Annotated in this window: 15 protein-coding genes; 9 read left to right on the forward strand and 6 right to left on the reverse strand. The window is 33.8% G+C overall.

Going from position 1 to position 20975, the window contains the following annotated elements:
* Positions 1-52: 52 nt before the first annotated feature.
* Together kbl and DDD_RS05190 are read right to left on the reverse strand one after the other, a co-directional pair.
* Entirely contained in the window at positions 53-1246 is a 1194-nt protein-coding gene (kbl, locus tag DDD_RS05185; protein ID WP_015361724.1) for a glycine C-acetyltransferase, read from the reverse strand.
* A gap of 43 nt (positions 1247-1289) precedes the next feature.
* On the reverse strand, positions 1290-4442 hold the full coding sequence (locus DDD_RS05190) for a UvrD-helicase domain-containing protein (RefSeq protein ID WP_015361725.1): 3153 nt from the start codon (positions 4440-4442) through the stop codon (positions 1290-1292).
* 308 nt (positions 4443-4750) lie between these two features.
* On the opposite strand from DDD_RS05190, the gene DDD_RS05195 reads away from it, so the two are divergent.
* Positions 4751-5359 carry a superoxide dismutase gene (locus DDD_RS05195; protein ID WP_015361726.1) on the forward strand — a complete coding sequence of 203 codons (609 nt, stop codon included), beginning with the start codon at positions 4751-4753 and terminating at the stop codon, positions 5357-5359.
* Between the two features lie 179 nt (positions 5360-5538).
* Here the strand turns inward: DDD_RS05195 and DDD_RS05200 are convergent, their stop codons facing one another.
* The 4 genes from DDD_RS05200 to DDD_RS05215 all read right to left on the reverse strand — a co-directional run bounded on the left by DDD_RS05200 (position 5539) and on the right by DDD_RS05215 (position 12715).
* The gene (locus DDD_RS05200) at positions 5539-8058 is read right to left on the reverse strand and encodes a T9SS type A sorting domain-containing protein (RefSeq protein ID WP_158441676.1); all 2520 of its coding nucleotides are present in this window, start codon (positions 8056-8058) and stop codon (positions 5539-5541) included.
* A 31-nt stretch (positions 8059-8089) separates the two neighbouring features.
* Positions 8090-9988 (reverse strand): amidophosphoribosyltransferase, encoded by a 1899-nt coding sequence (locus DDD_RS05205; RefSeq protein ID WP_015361728.1) that lies wholly within the window; start codon positions 9986-9988, stop codon positions 8090-8092.
* 69 nt (positions 9989-10057) lie between these two features.
* The gene (locus DDD_RS05210; protein WP_015361729.1) at positions 10058-10978 is read right to left on the reverse strand and encodes a PfkB family carbohydrate kinase; all 921 of its coding nucleotides are present in this window, start codon (positions 10976-10978) and stop codon (positions 10058-10060) included.
* 219 nt (positions 10979-11197) lie between these two features.
* Entirely contained in the window at positions 11198-12715 is a 1518-nt protein-coding gene (locus DDD_RS05215; RefSeq protein WP_041566949.1) for a GH3 auxin-responsive promoter family protein, read from the reverse strand.
* A 68-nt stretch (positions 12716-12783) separates the two neighbouring features.
* Between DDD_RS05215 and DDD_RS05220 the strand changes: the two genes are divergently transcribed.
* The 8 genes from DDD_RS05220 (at position 12784) to DDD_RS05250 (ending at position 20975) form a co-directional block, all read left to right on the forward strand.
* Entirely contained in the window at positions 12784-13578 is a 795-nt protein-coding gene (locus DDD_RS05220) for a DUF2797 domain-containing protein (RefSeq protein WP_041567338.1), read from the forward strand.
* A 427-nt stretch (positions 13579-14005) separates the two neighbouring features.
* Positions 14006-15883, forward strand: a complete 1878-nt coding sequence (locus tag DDD_RS05225) for an ATP-binding protein (protein ID WP_015361732.1) — start codon at positions 14006-14008, stop codon at positions 15881-15883.
* Between the two features lie 3 nt (positions 15884-15886).
* Positions 15887-16558 (forward strand): DNA-binding transcriptional response regulator, encoded by a 672-nt coding sequence (locus DDD_RS05230; protein WP_015361733.1) that lies wholly within the window; start codon positions 15887-15889, stop codon positions 16556-16558.
* A 196-nt stretch (positions 16559-16754) separates the two neighbouring features.
* Positions 16755-16901 (forward strand): hypothetical protein, encoded by a 147-nt coding sequence (locus DDD_RS17940; RefSeq protein WP_015361734.1) that lies wholly within the window; start codon positions 16755-16757, stop codon positions 16899-16901.
* 23 nt (positions 16902-16924) lie between these two features.
* Positions 16925-18832: a tetratricopeptide repeat-containing sensor histidine kinase gene (locus DDD_RS05235; protein ID WP_041566950.1), complete on the forward strand. Its 1908-nt coding sequence runs from the start codon at positions 16925-16927 to the stop codon at positions 18830-18832.
* A gap of 8 nt (positions 18833-18840) precedes the next feature.
* The gene (locus DDD_RS05240; protein WP_015361736.1) at positions 18841-19638 is read left to right on the forward strand and encodes a response regulator transcription factor; all 798 of its coding nucleotides are present in this window, start codon (positions 18841-18843) and stop codon (positions 19636-19638) included.
* An 87-nt stretch (positions 19639-19725) separates the two neighbouring features.
* On the forward strand, positions 19726-20277 hold the full coding sequence (locus DDD_RS05245) for a hypothetical protein (protein WP_015361737.1): 552 nt from the start codon (positions 19726-19728) through the stop codon (positions 20275-20277).
* A gap of 221 nt (positions 20278-20498) precedes the next feature.
* Complete coding sequence (locus DDD_RS05250) at positions 20499-20975, forward strand: hypothetical protein (protein ID WP_015361738.1); 477 nt, start codon at positions 20499-20501, stop codon at positions 20973-20975.

Genomic DNA, 20975 nt, shown 5'->3' on the forward strand with positions numbered 1-20975 from the left:
TGCAATAAATTTGTCTAAAAATAAGCTGATTACTGTTTATTATTTGTTAATTTTAGATAACACCTAGAGATTTTCCAACTTTTTCAAAAGAACTAATAGCTTTTTCTAAATGTTTTTGGGAATGCGCGGCACTCAATTGTACTCTTATTCTTGCTTTTTCCTTAGGAACCACAGGATAGAAAAACCCTATTACGTAAATACCTTCTTCCAAAAGCATATCAGCCATTTGTTGGGAGAGCTTTGCGTCGTACAACATCACTGGTACAATAGCGCTTTCTCCGTCCACAATATCAAAACCTAAATCCTGCATCCCTTTTTTGAAAAAAGCAGTGTTTGATTGAACTTTATCGATTAGTGCAGTACTCTCATCAATCAACTCTAGCGCTTTTATTGAAGCTCCTACTATAGAAGGTGCAAGTGAGTTACTAAATAGGTAAGGTCTTGAACGCTGTCTTAAAATTTCAATTACCTCTTTATTTGCGCAAGTATAGCCGCCCATAGCTCCTCCTAGAGCTTTTCCTAAAGTTCCTGTAACGATATCTACTCTTCCTAGAACTCCTTTTGCTTCTAATGTTCCACGACCTGTATCCCCTAAAAATCCAGCAGCATGACATTCATCTACCATGACTAGAGCATCGTATTTATCTGCTAGATCACAAATTTTATCTAACGGAGCTAATAATCCATCCATAGAGAAAACACCATCAGTTACAATCAATTTATAACGAGCACCATCTTCATTTGCTTGTTGTAATTGCTTTTCAAGATCTACCATGTCTGCACTAGCATATCGATATCTTGCGGCTTTACACAATCTTACCCCATCGATAATGGAAGCATGATTCAATGAATCTGAAATGATAGCGTCCTCTTTAGTTAACAATGGTTCAAAAACACCTGCATTTGCATCAAAACAGGCTGCGTACAAAATAGTATCCTCACAACCATAAAAGTCAGCTAACTTTTGCTCTAGTTCTTTGTGAATATCCTGAGTACCACAAATAAAACGTACCGAGCTCATCCCAAAACCATGAGAGTCTAAAGTATCTTTTGCTGCTTTGATCACTTCTGGATGAGAAGAAAGTCCTAAGTAATTATTTGCACAAAAGTTGATTACTTCAGACCCATCGTCTAAAGTAATAACCGCGTCTTGTGGCGATGTAATAATTCTTTCTTTTTTATATAACCCAGCTTCTTTGATTTCAGCTAGTTCTTTTTGTAGGTGTTCTTTAATTGATCCGTACATATTTGATTTTTATAATTACACAAAGATAACAAGCTACTCTTGCTTAACCATTCCATTTAACGATTTCTAAGGTATCTGTATAAATTAGAACTTTCTCAACTACCTTAATATTCATTGACTCCAGCAAATTTGCATATTCATTTACTTGGCTTTTATGTTTATCTAGAACAGCTCCAGTTTTATAATCCATTACGACAGCACAGTCGTTTATCATAACCACACGATCAGGAATAAGCCTTTGTCCTGATGGCAACAATATAGGTTGCTCATTCAGCACCTTTATTCCTTCTTTAAAATATGCAATGAGGTCCGGATGGTAAATCACACTAGAAATCATTGCTTTCATTTCTTTTTGTTCTGCTTTAGAAAGAGAGAAGTCACGATCTATTTTATGACTCACCTCATTATAGTCTATTGAGAATTGTATCAAAGAAAGATACTCATGCAATACATTACCTTTTTGGATGGCCTCGCTTGCACCACTGGCCCAAAGCAATCCTCTTCTCGTAGAAATAGTCAACCTTTCTTTATCAAGATGAATCTTATATTCTTTTAACATCTCACTTTGCTCTGGCTTCGTAACTTCTGATTTGCGAGCTACATCACCTATTTCTGCTGTTTGAAATCCGTTTCCTGATTTCAGTTCTAGCCCTTTATTTTGAACAAATTCCTTTAGTAACGTTGCATAACTAGCCGTTTTACTAGTTGTCTCTATCGCACTTATATACAATTGCTCTCTCGCTCTTGTAAATGCCACGTACAACGTATTGATTTGATCCATCTCTGCTTTGGCAAGGTGTTGCGCATAAACCTCTGGAGCCAATTCTGGATAGTGTTCGTTTTCCTTTTTTAAACTTATATAAACCTGATCAAAACCTTCATATTCAGTTTCATTCACTTCCACCCAACCGGTAGGATTTCTAGCCTCGTCTAGCTTCTTATCGCAATGCGGTACGATTACTACAGGAAATTCTAGCCCTTTGGATTTATGGATAGTCATGATTTGTACCGCATCTGCATCTGCTGCGGCTGGTACGCTCAATTTATCCATTTTCAATTCCCAATGCTCGATAAATCCAGAAAGAGACACTTCATAACCTGTAGAATATTCAAATAAGAATTCCATAAAAGATTGCAATCTGGTGTCTTGTTCTTTGAAAAGCCCTAAAGATTCTGCAACATGTTCTGTAGCTTGAAATAATGCCGCTTTCGCGAAAGCGGAACCTAAATCCTCTTCTTCCCAACCCATTAACTTTTCACCTAGCGCTTGCAAACTCTCGTGCAGATATGCCGTGACAAAAGAATGAATATCTTCTAATTGGAAAACCTTTGTATAGGCCATTAAAAATTCAAATCTAGGCTGCTGTTGATCGGGCGCTTGAATCATTTTCATTAATGACACTAAGAGCTGTACTTTATGAGACGCATGAACCAGTAAACTATCGCCAGAAACCACACGCATATCCTGACTAACTAGATATTTTGCAATTTCATGTCCATCTTTATTTGCTCTTACTAGAACACAAATTTCTCCCAAAGAAAAACCACTAGCCTGAGCTTTTAAAACCTGTTGATGTACATGATATGGGTAAACGCTAGCATAATCATCTTCCTCATAAGGTGCTTCAAAATCTTTTTCTATGAAGTCTATTTGGATAAAACCACCTTCCTTTGATCTGGTTTCTTGCTTTAAATACTCTTTATATAAGGTTTTATAAACATCGCTACTCAAATGGTCTCCATAAGAATCAAAAAACTGGTTGTTAAAATCGATAATATGATCATAACTGCGCCAGTTAAAAGCAAGTGTTTCTTCTTTTTTGGGCAACATAAAAAGATCTGGAGTAGCAAGAAGTCTCAGGAACTGATCTGCATCGCCACCGCGGAATCTATAAATAGACTGTTTTGCATCGCCTACGAGCATTAATGTTCCAGGAACCTGGTTCTCGCGTTGTTGTTGTAGTTCGTTTTCTATTAATGGAGACAAATTTTCCCATTGCATGCGGCTGGTATCTTGAAACTCATCAATAAAATAATGGCGGTAGCGCTCTCCTAATCTCTCGTATATAAATGGTGCTGGCTGGTCTTTTATTTGTTCTGCGAGCAAGGCATTAAATTCGTAGATTGGTACTTTTTGCTCGTTGATTTTAATTTGGTCGATCTCATGGAGCAACTCGTTAAGTAAGGATAATGGAGTAAGGCTGCTGGCTATGTTTTTATAGAAAAGCACCGCGCCCATGTTCTCCTTATATTGAATGGCAAATGACTGAATCTCGCCAGCAATTTGATCTATTCGATCCTTGATGTCTTGTGATTTTCCTTTAGGATACAAATCTCCAGCGGCTAAATCTCTAACAGAAGCTGTATCCAGGCCTACAGAGAAATCCTCGCTTGCTACTTTTATAACCGTATTAAAAATACTTCTAGAACCACCTTTGAAATCTGTGGGATCAATGTTAGAATTTTGCGATAGTTCTACTAAAGCTTTTGCCTTTTCAGCCAGTTGTTTTTGAGTGGTATTGATCTTTTTATATAAGCTTTCGCGAAAGCGTAAAAAATCTTCCACCTCTTTGCCTTTTAATTGCTTTAAGTAGGGATAATGATTTTCATTGAGAATGAGCTTTGCAATATCTTGAAGATCGTACTCGATGTCCCAGCTTTTTCCTTCTTCTATTTTTAATATTGAAAAATCTACCAATAATTGAGTGAGTTTTTTGTCTTTACCAGCACGTGCAATCAAATTATGAATCGCTTTTGAAATCAATCGCTTGCTATCTAGTTCTACTTCAAAATTATCTGGCAGGTCGATATCCTTTGCAAATGTTCTTAAAATACGATGGTTAAAAGAATCAATAGTTACAATATCAAAAGCCGAATAATCATGCAACAATTGATTAAAAATAGCTTGTGCTTTTTTTCTAAACTGCTCGCCATTTAGTCCTGTCTCGTTTTGAATATGTGTTGCGATTCCCTTAACTGAATCCTCTAACTCCTCAAAGGTAAATTTGTACAGATATTCCAGTATGCGCTCCTTCATCTCGCCTACTGCTTTGTTTGTAAAGGTTACAGCAAGAATTTTACGATAACCGTTTGAGTAGGAATTCTTAAAAAGTAGTGTCAAGTAATCTTGAGCAAGCGTATAGGTTTTACCAGATCCTGCGCTGGCACTGTAAAAAGTAGTCGGTGATTGAGCCATATTCAAAGATAAGGTATGAACTCGAACTCAGATCTGAACTCGAATTGGAAATTTTTACTTTTACTTGTAAAAGTTTGCAACCATTATTTAAAAGCAGAGCTGAATTCAAAACAAATTAAAAAGTTAAGCTGTGGAGGAAAAAAATTCAACTCACCAAATTAACTAGGTAAAATCCTTGCTTTTAACTTTTGAACTGCACAAAATGAACTTGAACACTTTAAGGATAATATAACGTTGATAATTTTAACAAATGCCTTTTTGTGCCTAATTTTAGAGTTCGATAAATAACTAATTAAAAACTATATATAATGGCTTTTGAATTACCACAATTAAAATATGCTAAAGACGCACTAGAACCTCACATCGATGCTAAGACTATGGAGATACACCATGGTAAACATCATCAAGGTTATACCAACAAATTAAATGATGCTGTTGATGGAACAGACCTAGAAGGAAAGACTATTGAGAACATTCTTAATAATCTAGATATGAACAATACTGCTGTTAGAAATAATGGTGGTGGATTTTATAATCACAGACTTTTTTGGGAAGTAATGTCTCCAAACGGTGGCGGTAACCCAAGTGGTGACCTTGCTGATGCAATCAAAACCTCTTTCGGTTCGTTTGATGCATTTAAAGATAAATTTAGTGCTGCTGCAAAAGGACAATTTGGTTCTGGATGGGCATGGCTTTGTGTTCATGAAGGTGGAAAACTTGACGTATGCGGAACACCTAACCAAGATAACCCATTGATGCCAGAAGTAGGTTGTGGAGGAACTCCTATTTTAGGTCTTGACGTATGGGAACATGCTTATTACCTAAATTACCAAAATAGACGTCCTGATTACGTAGAAGCATTTTTCAATGTAATCAACTGGGAAGAAGTATCTAGAAGATATGCTGAAGGGAAATAATTGATATTAGATATTAGATATTAGATATTAGATATTAGATATTAGATATTAGATATTAGATATTAGATATTAGATATTAGATATTAGATATTAGATATTAGATATTAGATATTAGATAAATTTAAAAATCCCCAAATCAACAAAGTTGATTTGGGGATTTTTTGTGATTTTAAATAAATTTACTTTTTAGAGAATACTGTAGTAGCCTGTAAATCTTTTCCAACTGCGTTGATCAAATAGTTTCCAGATGTCCAGTTATGAATTGGTATTCTAATTTCCGAATCATTCACGTCAATGGCCTCTACCTTTCTGCCAGTCATATCATGAACCAAAATCTGATCAATAATTCTTTGCGATGAAACATTTAGATAATCTGATGAAGGATTAGGGAAAATCTCAAATCTGAAACCTTCTTCTACGACGCTAGCGGTACAATTTAAACTAAAGGATGCAGAAGGATCTATATTTCCTAAGAAGTTTGTATTCATGTAATTTATGTCTGAAACACTAATACAGGCTAAATTATTATTAGTTGCATTAAATGACCACAACCCTTGATTACTTGGGTCATTTGGATCGTTAGGAACAATAAGTGAGTTATTGCCATTGTTTATAGAAAGTTGCGTTAATTGATTATTGTTTACTCTTATAAATGTAAGCGCTGGATTATTATCTAAATTTAAAGTTCTAAGACGGTTAGAAGTAGCAAACAAATAATTAAGTAAAGTATTATTAGAAAAATCGATATTAGAAATTGCGGTATCAATGATGGTAACGCTTTCCAACTGACTTGAATTAGTGAGATCAATACTATTTAATAAAGGATTATCGATTATTTCTATATCTCTTAGATTTAGGTTTGCTGTAACATCAATAGAAGTTAATTGAGCACTATTCAACACCAGCCAACTAAGCCTTTGTTTATTACCTAAGAACAATCCATTCATAGGTATGCCAGATAATCTCAACGTTTCTAATTGATCGTTAACTAGTAAATCTATATTTGACAGTTGTGAGTTTGCAGGATCTGCAGGATTTGCAGAAAAATTTTTAAGTAAAATATTTTGAGAGAGGTCAATATTATTCAAACTTGTGAAAGCTGCAATTAAAGTTTCTAAAAGTGGATTTTGACTCAAATCAATAGTGGAAACGTTTGGTAAGGATTGTATACTCAATAACTTTAAATTTGATAGCATAGTAACATCTAAACTATCAAACTGTCCTCCTGAAACATCAAGAGTTTCTAACATAACATTGTTACTTAAATCAATACTATTCAATCGATTAAAGATCAAATTCAAACTAACTAAATTAGTGTTGTTACTTAGATCAATGGTTTGAAACAAATTAAGACCTGCTTGTAATTGTGTTAATTGCGTCATTTGTTCAACTCCAGTAATGTTTGAAATATTCAAATCACGAATATCTAATGTTGTAATATTTGCTATGCTAGATGTCGTGACAAAATTATCCAAGATGTTATCAAATCCTTGAGTAATTAATTCTTGTTCAAAGTTATCATCTGGTATGAATGTTTGAGTTGCCGTGTTACAATCATTTACAAAGGACTGACCAGAATTTAAAGAATTAGGAAAATTAGATTGCATAAAGGCAACATCTCCTACCAGCATGCAGGCAAGATTAGAATTACCTATGGCCGAAAAACTAATTATACTAGTATTAGTAGAAGTGGATAAATCAATATATTCTAGAGAATTATTATTATTTAAAGTTATAAAACTTAAATTAGGGTTAGCACTTAAATCTAGAAAAAGTTGATCTGTTCCCGTAAATTCAATTGTTTCAAGACTAGGTGGAAACAAATCGGCATACAAATCAGTACAGTTGTTACAAAAGAATTCTTTTAAATTACTTCCTAAAGGTAAATTTAGGACCGATAGACTATTGTTATCCATCCTCAAAACTTCAAGGTTTAAAGGTATTTGCATTGAAGTTAGACTTTGACTATTTCCCAGATTTAAATTAATTAAATTTGATAGAGCACTCAAATCAATTTGTTCTACATCATTATTTGAAATATCCAGCGTAGCTAAACTGGTGAATGCCTCAATTCCTGTAGGATCAATAATACTACTAGCTGAAATGTCTAAAGTGAAAATATTTTCAATTACACTTCTTGTTACTAAATTGTCTTGCACGCTATCATAACCGAGAGAAATCAAAGCTTGTTCAAAATTATCGTCTGGTATAAATGTGTCTGTTGCAGGTATTTTAGTAAGTATAAAACTAGACTGAGTAGATGCACTAGAACAAGCATTCAAAGTATTCTCAGTAAAGCCAATATCGAAACTAGCATCACCATTTGCCACAGAATACAAAGTATTGCCTCCACTAGCAGCAGGGCCAAAAATAATATTCACTCCAGAGCAACTCAAACCAGTATTTATGTCCAGCAACTCAATTTCACCATTAGATAAGTCTAAAGTAAAGGATCTAATAAATTGAGCGCCATTACTAGAAGCTCCAGGTAAAATCTCTACTGTAAAATTTCTGATTTCAGGACTTGCTCCTACAGTTAATTGTATTTCACTAAACTTAAAAGTAGAAGTATTTAATGATGGGCCTAAAGCTGTAGATCCATCAGAAATGATATATCTCCCTACCATAAAATTTGATGGCTGTGCTTCTGACAACATTGATATAACTATCAAAAAAAATAGGAGTAATATTCTTTTCATTTTGAAAAATTTTTGATTTATTAATTTGCTACTAGTAAGCGCGCTCATCATTACCTTCAAAGAAGTTGATATAGGCACGATTTACCACTCGATTACCACCATCGGTTGGGTAATTACCAGTAAAGTACCAGTCTCCTAAGTTTTTAGGACAAGCTTTGTGAAGATCATCTACGGTTTGATAAATTACTTTTACCTCTGCATTTATATCTTCATCAGAGAGTAACTCTCCTATCTTATCTGAAATTTCTTGATCTGTAAAACGATCGTATAGTTCTTTTACATGGTTTACCACGTCTACATCTTCCATTTCAGTTTGTAGTTTGCACTTTTTATAAATGCGCTCTACCGTATCGTAAGTATCACGATCCTTATGCAAGGCTAGAGCCGCTCTAAAAGCTACTAAACCTTCTAATCGTGCCATATCTATTCCATAACAATCTGGATAACGTATTTGTGGCGCACTAGAAACGACTACAATTTTCTTTGGGTTCAATCGGTCCATCATTTTAAGGATGGATTTTTTTAAAGTTGTTCCTCTTACGATAGAATCATCTATAATAACTAAATTATCTTCTGGCTGTACTACTCCATAAGTTACATCATAAACGTGAGCAACAAGATCATCACGAGAAGAATCTTCTGTTATGAAAGTACGTAATTTGGCATCTTTTATGGCGATCTTCTCCGTTCTTAGCTTTCGCGAAAGCGTATCATCCACCTGCTTTGCAGTAAGCTTTCCTTCACCGGCGATGATATAATCTCTCTTTTGCTGGTTAAGAACTGCATGACCTTCTTCTACCATACCGTAGAAAGAAGTTTCGGCGGTATTAGGAATATAGGAAAAAACTGTGTTATCAATCTCGTTATCAATACTTTCTAATATTTTAGGAAATAATAGTTTCCCTAACATTTTGCGTTCCTGATAGATCTCGGCATCACTACCGCGAGAAAAATAAATACGCTCAAAAGAACATGCTTTGCGTTCTAATGGTGCTGTAATCTGATCCAGGCTTACCTCGCCATTTTTCTTTATGATAATCGCTTTTCCAGGATCAAGCTCTTTTACCTCATCAAAAGGCGCATCAAAAGCTGTCTGAATTACTGGTCGCTCGCTTGCCACGACTACTACTTCATCATTTTTATAATAATAAGCAGGGCGTATTCCGGCAGGATCGCGCAATAAAAAAGCATCTCCATGTCCCATGAGTCCGCCCATAGCATAACCACCATCCCAGTCTCTAGCACTTTTACGTAAAATTTTTGCAACGTCTATTTCTTCAGCAATCTTAGGGCTAGCTTCTATTTTAGAAAGTCCTTTTGATTTGAACTTTTTATATAGTTTACGTACCTCTCTGTCTTGAAAATGGCCTACTTTTTCCATAACCGTAACAGTATCTGCCATGTCTTTAGGATGCTGCCCCAATTCTACCAACTTGTTAAAAAGCTTAAAAACATTAGTCATGTTGAAGTTACCAGCCATGATCAAATTACGATGCATCCAGTTGTTTTGACGTAAAAATGGATGTACTGACTCAATACTGTTCTTACCGAAGGTCCCATAACGCACATGCCCCATTAACAATTCTCCTATGTAAGGTATCTGAGCTTTTTGCGCAGCAACATCATCTTTGATCTCTGGATTTTCAAGAAGCTCTGTATTAATACGTTCATTGATTTGCGAGAAGATGTCCTGTATAGGTTGCGCCGCATTACTACGCACTCTGGAGATGTAGCGCTGCCCTGGCTTCACGTCTAGCTTTATACTTGCAAACCCAGCACCATCTTGACCGCGATTGTGTTGCTTTTCCATCATCAAGTACATTTTATTGATACCGTAAAAAGCTGTACCGTACTTTTCCTTATAGTATTCTAATGGTTTAAGAAGACGGATAAGTGCTATACCACACTCGTGTTTTAACTGATCGCTCATGATGGGGATATCTAGGAAATAAAAATAAAAAAGCCCCAAGTAATACTTGAGGCATTTTGATAGTTTTTATTAATTGTTTATTTCAAATTTTGTTAGCGCTTTAAATTGCTCTAAACGCTTTGTTATTTCTTCGTTTGTAATGGTTTGCATGCGCTCAGTTCCAAATTTCTCTACTGCAAAAGATGCAAAATTGGAGCCATAAATAATTGCACGTTTCATATTCTCAAAAGAATAATCGCCACTTGCAGCAAGGAATCCTGCAAAACCACCTGCAAAGGTATCTCCAGCTCCGGTAGGATCAAATACTTCTTCTAATGGTAATGCTGGTGCAAAAAAGATGTCTCCATCATTAAATAACAATGCACCATGTTCTCCTTTTTTAATCACCACATACTTAGGACCCATTTCATGAATCTTCTTTGCTGCGTTTACTAAAGAGTACTCTCCAGACAATTGTCTAGCTTCTTCGTCATTAATAGTGATGACGTCTACTTTTGCGATTACTTTATGCAATAAGTCTAAAGCACTATCCATCCAAAAGTTCATCGTATCAAGAACAATAAGTTTAGCTTTAGGAGTTTGCTCAATAACACCTAATTGTACCGCTGGATGTAGATTTCCTAACATCACAACTTCAGCATCTTTAAATGATTCTGGGACAACAGGATTAAAATCTGCAAGAACGTTAAGTTCAGTCGCAAGAGTATCACGAGTATTCATATCATTATGGTACTTTCCAGACCAGAAAAATGTCTTACCATCTTTTACGATCTCAATACCTTCGATATTCATACCACGATTGGTCATCATATCAAGGTATTCTTGAGGAAAATCACCACCTACAACACTTACTAATCCTACTTCAGTATTGAAATGAGAAGCACTAAGACCTATAAAGGTTGCCGCACCACCTAAAATTTTATCGGTTTTACCAAAAGGAGTTTCAATCGCATCAAATGCTACTGTTCCTACCACAACTAATTTGCTCATGTAAAAAATTTTTGCAAAAATACGGATTTAATGTGTTTTGGAGTGGTGTTTATAATGATAATGAGTTTTAATTTAAGCCTTAAGCGTATCCTAAATCCTATTCAAAAGAAAGGAGCACATTGTAGTTAAAATCAATCACACTATCACGATTTTAATAGGTAATTAAAAAATTTGCGCAAGCAAATTACTAATCGGCAATTTTCGAGTTCGAGTTCGAATTCAAGTTCGATGTATCGCCAGCAACTCCTCCATATACTCACGCGAATTGCTCAATCTAGGAATTTTATGCTGTCCGCCCAGTTTATCTTTTTGCTTTAACCAGTTGTAGAAAACATCAGGTCGTGCATTGTGAATTCTAAGTTCTGTAAGTGTGATGTTATTAGCTCGTTTTGCCTCATAATCACTATTTTCTCTTTGAAGATTGTGGTCTAGCGCTTTCGCGAAAGCGGAAACATCATCAGGCTGTGTCGCAAATTCTATCATCCATTCGTGCGCACCTTTTTCCTTTCCTTCCATAAAAATAGGCGCAACCGTGTAGTCTTTAATAGAACAGGGCACTTCTGCGATGGTTTTTTTAAGCGCAGCCTCAGCATTTTCAATAATTAATTCTTCACCGAATACGTTGATGTGATGTTTAGTACGACCACTTACCTTAATACGATACGGATTTTTTGAAGTAAACCGAACGGTATCTCCTATTTTATAACGCCATAATCCTGCGTTAGTAGTAATTAAAATTGCATAATTCTCTCCTAGTTCTACCTCACTTAAAGGTATAATTTTTTCATTCGGCGTTCCATAATTTTTCATTGAGATAAACTCATAGAAAATTCCATAATCCAGCATTAACAATAGTTCTTTGCTGTTATTAGTGTCTTGAATAGCAAAGAAACCTTCACTTGCATTGTAGGTTTCATAATACTTGATATGATTTGCAGGCAACAGTTTTTTATATTGATCTGTATAAGGATCAAAGCTCACACCACCGTGAAAAAACACTTCCATTTGAGGCCAGACTTCTAGTATATTTTCTTTTCCAGTTGTTTCTAATACATTATTTAACAATACCATCATCCATGAAGGAACTCCTGCAAGACTGGTTACATTTTCCGTAATCGTTTCCTTAACAATAGCAGGCATTTTAGTTTCCCAATTTGCCATTAACGCCACTTCATTTCCAGGAGTAGAACTATAATCTGCCCAAAATGGCATATTATCAATTAAAATACTGCTCAAATCTCCTGCCACCGTTCCAGATTTTTTATCCAGCACATTACTACCTCCCAATCGCAATCCTTTTCCTTTAAAAAGTTTAGAGTCTGGATTATTGTTTAAATACATACATAAAAGATCCTTTGCGGCGGCGTAATGACAATCTTCAAGCGATTGCTGGCTTACTGGTATATATTTACTTCTAGAGTTAGTCGTACCACTACTCATAGCAAACCATTTGATATCGCTAGGCCAGAAGATGTTCCCTTCACCTTTTCTAGATCGCTCGATAGAAGATTGAATTTCTGAATATTCCGAAACTGGAACACGATCTGCAAAATCTCTATAGGATTTTATAGAATCAAAACCATATTTTTTACCTATTTCTGTATGTCGAGCATAATAAATAAGATCTTGTAAAATATTATCCTGCAACTCTTGTGGGTGCTTCATAAAAAGCTCCATATCATGAATGCGTTTCTTAAGAAACCACGATACAACAGAATTGAGTAATGCGTTTGCCATATTTTAAAAATCCTAATTGGTATTTTTACGGTTTCAAAGATACTTCGATAATATTTAAAGTTCCTAAAATGATCTTAACTGGCACGATTAGAAAAATGCAAACCGAACTCAAAGAAACAGTTCAGTATTACCTTGTTTTTCGAGACAATTTTCTTCATGTTAACCAGCTGCTAGATAAAAACATAACTTTGAAACACGTAGCAAATGAATGTCTCAACTGCAGTCTGGATAAGAAAATATGGAGACAAGGCTTTTGCTACGACTGTTTTACTGACATACCACAGGCTGGTGACTGGATCATGAAACCAGAATTGAGTCGCGCGCATCTTGACGAAGAAGATCGCGATCTGGAATATGAAAAGAAAGTCCAGCTCAAACCACATATCGTTTATCTAGCAAATAGCAGCAACATAAAAGTAGGTGTAACTCGCAAAACACAAGTACCTACTCGATGGATCGATCAAGGCGCTCATGAAGCAGTAGCGATTCTAGAAACACCCAACCGCTACCTCGCAGGAATTGCTGAAGTCGCGCTTAAAGACCACGTAGCCGATAAAACCAACTGGCGTAAAATGCTAACTAATGATGTTGTAGATGAGGATTTATTACGCTGCCGCGAAAGCTTGCTCCAATACATTCCTCAAGAAGCTCAAGAATACATTCTCGATAACGAAAAAGAATGGCAAATCAAGTTTCCAGTCTTAGAATACCCTAAAAAAGTTACGAGCGTAAATCTTGCCAAAACACCTCAACACAATGGTAAACTCAAAGGTATCAAAGGACAATACCTCATCTTTGAGGATGGCAAAGTGATGAATTTAAGAAGTCATGAAGGGTTTGTGGTGGAGATGATTGTGATTTAATTTAATAGGCTACAATACTATTAATCTGATGTACTTTTACTCCTTGAATACGGATTAAGTCATTTAAGAACATCGCTTAGGAGAAACGCTCGAGCACATCCAATACCAAGAAATCATTTGGAAAATCTCTGAAAAATCTACACCATTTTCTTTCCCGATTATCACAGACCGCTTACGCGGAAAGTTATTTAGCAAAAAGCTCACCGATAGAATTAAAAAGGTGCAGTTGAAGTGGGAATGAGAAGAAATGTCAAACTTAAAACTATGAAACTTTGATCTACATACTTTATATAAGCTAAGATAATACGCCATATATTAAGGAAAATATTACTTATTTAAAGGAGAATAACAAAGGACTTATTTAAATTATTTCATTTGAAGATTAAAGAAATAAGGATTAGCTTTAAAACACTAAATCACAGTACATATGAAGCGTAAAATATGTTTTTCCTTTTTAATATTTATCACTTTTACTCAGTCGTTAAAAGCTCAAAACCAATCTGATTATGAACGTTATTCTTTTAAAGGAGATACTCTATTTTCTGATGGCAAATATCTGAGTGCAACAAAGGAATATAAAAATGCTTTAATACAATTAACAGATAATCAGTATATAGAAAAAATTGAAACCTTTTACCGAATAGGTCATTCATTTCAAAGAGCAACAGACTTAGATTCTGCAAGCTTCTATTATTTAAAAGGCGATAGTTATTATCATGAGGACCTTCCTAAAATTTTAAAATCAAAATTTCATCATAATAAAGCTTCCATTAATTATGCACTTGGGAAAACAGATTCCGCAATGTATCATAGTATCAAAGCTTTAGACATAGCTAATAAAACTGATAATTTAAGCTATCAATCTCTAACTCATTCTAATCTTGGTGATATTTTTTTGAAAAAAGAAATATTTGAAAAAGCTGAAGAATATTATAACACATCTTTAAAATTAGCAGAGAAATCAAAAGATGAACTCGCCAAGGCAGACGTAATTCAACGTATAGGACAATTAAAGCTTAAAGAAAAGAACTATCAAGAGGCTATTAATTACATGAATAAAGCACTATCAATTTATGAACGAAATAAAAATAAGCTTGGTATTCTTGCTTCGAAAACTTACCTGTCACAAGCCTACTATTTTTCAGGAAACTTTGAACTAGCCACACAAATAAGTTTTCAACTTATACCTTTAATGAATGAAATCGAATTTTCTGGAAACACAAAAAAGCTTATCAACAATGCAAATGAAATGATAAAATTGCCAAGTAGGGATAGCTTAAGTAAAAAAGCACTGGCTAAGGCAAAAAAACTCATGGAAGAAAATATTGCGTTAACTACTGTCCCAGAGGTAAATATTGATCAAAAAAAGGCGATAATTAAATTTTTTGAAGAAGAAGTCAAACAAATCAAAGACACTTCTTTTATCACTTATAAGCAACCGTCTTTGAACAAGAAATTAAATGAAATATCGAAACAAAAAGATAGTTTATATCAGGCAGCGCTCAAGGGACAATTCAAAGAATTAGAAATCAAATACAGAACGCAGGAAAAGGAAAAAGAACTTGCCGAGCAAAAAATTGCTACTCAAGAACAAGAGTTACTCGCCCAACAAGAAAGCTCAAAAAAATGGTTGTTCATATCCTTGTTTCTAATTTCCTCACTATTAATACTATCTGTTATTATTTATTTCTATTTCAGAAATAAAAAACAAAAAATCACTCATCAAATAAATATCCTAAAAGCAAAACAACAGGAACAAGATAATTTGGGGAGGGAATTACATGATCGTTCATCTAAAGATTTAGAAGCAGTAGTGATAGCATTAAATAAAAGTGGAAACAAACAACTAGCAGATCAAGTGGATATCATAAAATCTGAGATAAGAACACTATCTCATGAATTAAGTTACGTTGACTTTACCGAAAGTGAATTTGACGAACAAATTATAACACTTGCTGCTTGCTATGATTCTCACGAAACCAGTATTGAATTAATTGGTCTAAATAAAATTCCGTGGCAGCAAATTGAATCTACTCTAAAACATCACTTGCTTTTAACGATTAGGGAAGCCATTTCAAATGTTTACAACCATGCTAATGCAACAGAACTTATTATAGAATTCCAAAAAAACAGAGATGCTATTCATCTTATTATTTCTGATAATGGCAATGGATTTGACCTTAAAGAAAAACTAGGACAAGGTCTTCGCAATTTAAGAAATAGATTAAAAGATATAGGTGGACATCTAGATATTATATCTAGTGAGGAGAAAGGCACGATTTTAAACATTATTGTTAAACCTTAATCTATGAAACCACACATCTTAATTGTAGAAGATATAGAGGACATTTTTGAAAATCTACAAAACAAATTAAACATCGTATATCCAGATTATAAGATAAGTGTATCTGATAATTGTGACCTCGCACTACATGAAATACAAAGGCATTTATCAAATCAAAAGGTTACTTTACTAATATTAGATCTTTCATTCAATCACATTAAGCCTACTGTGCGCCTTAAAACAGGTAATGATTTACTGAACAAACTAAAAACCCTAAAAATTACGATACCTACCATTATATATAGTGTGTTTAGTGAAATGACACAGGTTTATCCTGTGATGTCAAAATACGAACCTGAAGGCTATGTCGTTAAGTCAAACAATAGCTCCCATGAATTACTATTAGCGATTCAAAAAATATTAGATGGTGACAAATACTATAGTCATAAGATTCACGAAGAACAATTAAAACGTTACCAATACAGTCATAAATTAGACGACGTTGATCTACAAATCATCAAACATCTACCAGAAATTTCAACCATTAACCAGTGGGAAAATAGAATTTTCTTAAAAGAAGTTGCACTTAGTCAGCGCAGTATTTATAAACGATTAATAAGAATAAGAGCAGATTTTCATGTTGATAATGACAAACAACTGGTAATTAAATTGTACAAGCTAGCACTCATTCAGTAAGATTCTAACATTTCCATTATTTACTTCTCTAGGTTCCATTTTTGGAACCTTTCTCTTTTTACACTAAAATAAATTTGTAATAACGAATTATAAGTGACAGTAAAGTGAGATACTGAACATCCACACTTATAATTTACTCACGTTAAAGCTGTACAGCAATAGGATAACATGTTTAACCATCTAAAAAATTTAAAAGATGAAAAAAGTAATGTTAGCTATTGCACTAATAAGTTGTGCCGGTATATTTTCATGCACCCCAGAAGCTATACCAATTGAAAAAAATGAAACCCAAAACACTATAGGTACTGGAGAGAATCATTCTACCGAAGAGGATGACGATTAAAAAAAGTTAATTACTTTTAAGCAATGAAATTTATTTCACTGCATTTTATACTAATCTTATATAGTCTTGTGTGCTACGGTCAGGGAAACCAGCCCAGTGCACAAGCCTATTTTATTAATAGTAAAAATAAAGAACTTTCTATAGAACAGCGTATTAAATTTATAGACTCTGCAATAACTGTAAGCAATGCTGACAGCACCACTTTAAAATACATTTCTTACAAAAGCTCTATCTACTCTAAGCAACGCGATTTTGATAAAGCATTGATTACTGCTAATGAATTATTACAAACAGCAAAAGAGAGAAACAGTCTCTTCTACATTGCAAAAGCTCAATTTAAACTGGGGTTATACTATGCCAAATTAAATCAATTTGAAAAATCATATAATTGGTATTTCAAATCTAGTATGACTTATGAAAAATTAGAAGATTATTTTAATTTTTCAAAATGCCTATTGAGGCTAAGTATGCTACAACATAATAATGGAAACTTTATACAATCTGAAGAGTTAATTACCAAAGCATTAAAGCGATTACCAAAAAACGAAATCAAATTGCGTTTTGATTTTTATTACCAACTAGCCTATAGCTCACTTGAATTAGCAGATAAAAACTCAGTAAACCACTGGGGAAATGAATCTCTAAAAAATGCTCAAACTGCGATAGATAGTAGCCTTGTATATAACTTATATGGACTTTTAGCCCATGAAGATTCTAAATATATCAAAGCTCTAGATTATTACAATAAGGCTTTATCATTCAGAAATATATATAATGAAAGACATCAATTGATGATTCAGAGTAATAAAGCTCTCAGTAATGCCATGCTAGACGATCGATCAAGCATAGATGAATTAAATAGAATAATTAGTGAAAAACAAGAACTTTCATCTGATGTACTCACATATGCCAGCCTGATTCATCTTTCTAAAACATACACACATTTCAAAGAATTAGACAAAGCTGCAGTAGTTTTAAATAAAGCTTATACAATAGCTGAAGATATATCTAGTAAAGAAGCACAACAAGAGAGTCTTGGGCTATTGATAGACATTGATAAAGCTAATAGCTTTCAAATTAGACATTATAAAACTACTACGGAACAACTAGAAAAAAATAGGACTCAACTTACACGCACCTTTGATAAAATTAATTTACAAACTGAGCAAGCCATTAATAACAATCTACAACTCAAAGCAGAAAAGGCTGAGCAGGAAGTATTGCTAGCTCAAGAAAATAAGCGCAAATGGCAACTAGGTGGTGGACTTGGCGCTTCATTGATAGGGCTAGGGATATTTGGATTTTATTACCGAAGAAATAAAAAACAAAAAGAACTTATTGAATCTCTACAAAAAGAACTTCATCACAGAGTAAAAAATAATTTATCAATAATAGATACATTTATAGAAGTAGCTAAAGAGGAATTTGATGATTTAAAGTTCACAGATAAGCTCACTGAATTACAAAATAGAATAGACAGCATAAATGAGGTACACCAGCAATTGTATCAAAAAGAAGATGTAACAAATCTTAATTTGAAAGAATATATCAAAACCCTTTCTGATAATGTTTCTTCATCATTCTCAAACGAGCGCATCATCATAGAAAATGATATTAATGATACTATTGAAATTCAAGCAGATCGCTCTTTTAGCATAGGATTAATCATAAATGAATTCTTGACAAATTCGTTCAAATACGGATTTGAAACAGAAGAAAAAGGTTTAGTTAAAATTAAGGTTCAAGAAGATAAGACCTCTTACCAACTGTATCTATCAGATAACGGTAAAGGTTTACCTGAAGGTTTTGATATTGAACAATTAGAAAGTTTTGGACTTCGCATTATTAAACTATTATCGCAACAGCTTGATGGATCTTTTGAATTAAGAAATGAAAACGGAGTTCATCTAGATGTTACATTCCCTAAATAGATTACCAAATGAAAACACATGTACTTATTGTTGAGGACGAAGCTGCTCTATATGAAAGACTACGTCGAGCACTGGTAAAACAAAATTTTAGTGTAGATCAATACACTAAATCCTATGATGATGCCATAGAACGCATTACAAAAGAGCGACCAGATGTTGTTTTACTAGATATAAATTTAGAAGGAAAAAAAGACGGTATTGACCTAGGTGAAACGTTAAATAAACAGTATCAAATTCCCTTTATCTACGTGACCAGTCTAGATGATGATATCACATTTTCAAAAGGATTACATACCAATCACGAGAATTACTTAGTAAAGACTAAACCTAGACTGAACATCGAGGACATCACTAGGGCTATTAATACCGTAATTCATAAAAATAAGAATGATAGGAATGATTTTAAAAAAGGTATTATCGGTCTTGTGGGCTATCTTGACGAGATTAAGAACATGGGAAAAGACACCATATCACGAGTAAAGATTAACTATGAAGATATTCTTTACTTCTCTACAAAACCATTTAGGAATCAAAATGATGAATTTGAAGCTGTAGAAAAAAACTACTGCTGGTTCATGACTAGAAGTGGCGAGTACTATTTCTTAAGAGAAAGTTTGAGTTCGCTTTCGCGTAAGCTTCCTTATCACTTTATACGTATTAATGAAAGCTATATTATTAACATCAGTAATGAAGTGAACGTCGCACGCATTAACGGATCAAGAATTAAAGTTGAGAAAACGGAGTTTTTCATTAGCGCAACTTATAAGAAAGAGGTGAATAAGAGATTAGAGCATTTCTATGGTTAATATTTTCATTCAAAAAAGGTGAATTTTCATTATTAATTTTTTTAAGACTTAAGTGATTTCATATTTGTGGAAAACAATTTAATCACTATGAAAAATTTATTCTTAACTCTAGTCCTTTTATCATCATATTTTACACTTGCCCAAAATGATATTGTTGCACCAGAACCTGACTTTGAAGGCGAGATTTCTTTTGTAAAAGATGGTAAGGAATTAGTTGAATTAGAGATGGTTACCACATCAATGAAGTCTGGTCAATCAGTTGGAAGAATGTTATCTGGAATAGGTAAAGTAAAAGCAAGAGTAGTCGCAAAAGGAAAAACATCCACTACAGTTATACAAAAGGATGAAATAATCTATTTTATTTACAACCACGGATCTAATAACTTGAGACCAGATAAAGTCGCACAACTTTTAAAGTTTGAACAACGAAAAAAAACTAGAGAATATCTTATCGCTAGTTCAAGTAATGTCTCAGGTCAGACTGAAACTAATGTGGTTGAAGGAATAAAATTCAAAGGATCCAAATATGGTGAGACATCATATCTTATAAAAGTAAGTAACCTTGAACCTGGTGAGTATGCATTCTTTGTAGGAACTGAAGAAACTTATGATGGTAATTTCTTTACTGTAGTAGAATAGGGTTTGTTTTAAGAATAAACTTATTGGCTTCTTCATAATTTAACAAAACATGGTAAACGTTAATCTATCCGTCTTTAAAAAATCTTGCCTAAAAATTCAGCATCAGTTCTAATTTCATCTAACTCTATGAATTTAGAATCATTTATTAATAGTACTCTTCAAAAATAGACTTCAACAAATAAAATCCCATAACAAAGTTTAATCTTAAAAAAAATTTAAAAATGAAAATACATTTAAAAGTTTTATTTGTCGTTTCGGTTGCACTAATCCTAAATAGCTGCAAAAAGCCAGATAAAACAGAATTAAGTTCTAATACTTCTAAGACTATTAAAGAAAAACGAATAATACTAAACGATAACAAAGATGAAGTTGTTGAATACTCTTTGGTATTTAAGAATGCAATTGAAACGGATAATGACTCACGAATAACAAGAAAGATAAATCTAACAAATACAACGGGTGCGATGATTTCTGCCTATTCACTGGACACAAGTGAGTATGAAGTATCCTTCAGGACACTTGAGGACGATGTTTGGTCAGAATGGAGTTACTTTAAGATAAATCATGAAGTCAAAAATCCTAACAGGAAAGTATTTTCTCCGAATTCCTTAACTAATCATGTTAGCAAAATTGAATTTAAATCTAGTAAACCAATATCTAATCCAGTAATCTTTCGTGTTTTCAAATTTTTAAAATAA

This window comes from Nonlabens dokdonensis DSW-6 (assembly GCF_000332115.1).
GTDB classification, from domain to species: domain Bacteria; phylum Bacteroidota; class Bacteroidia; order Flavobacteriales; family Flavobacteriaceae; genus Nonlabens; species Nonlabens dokdonensis.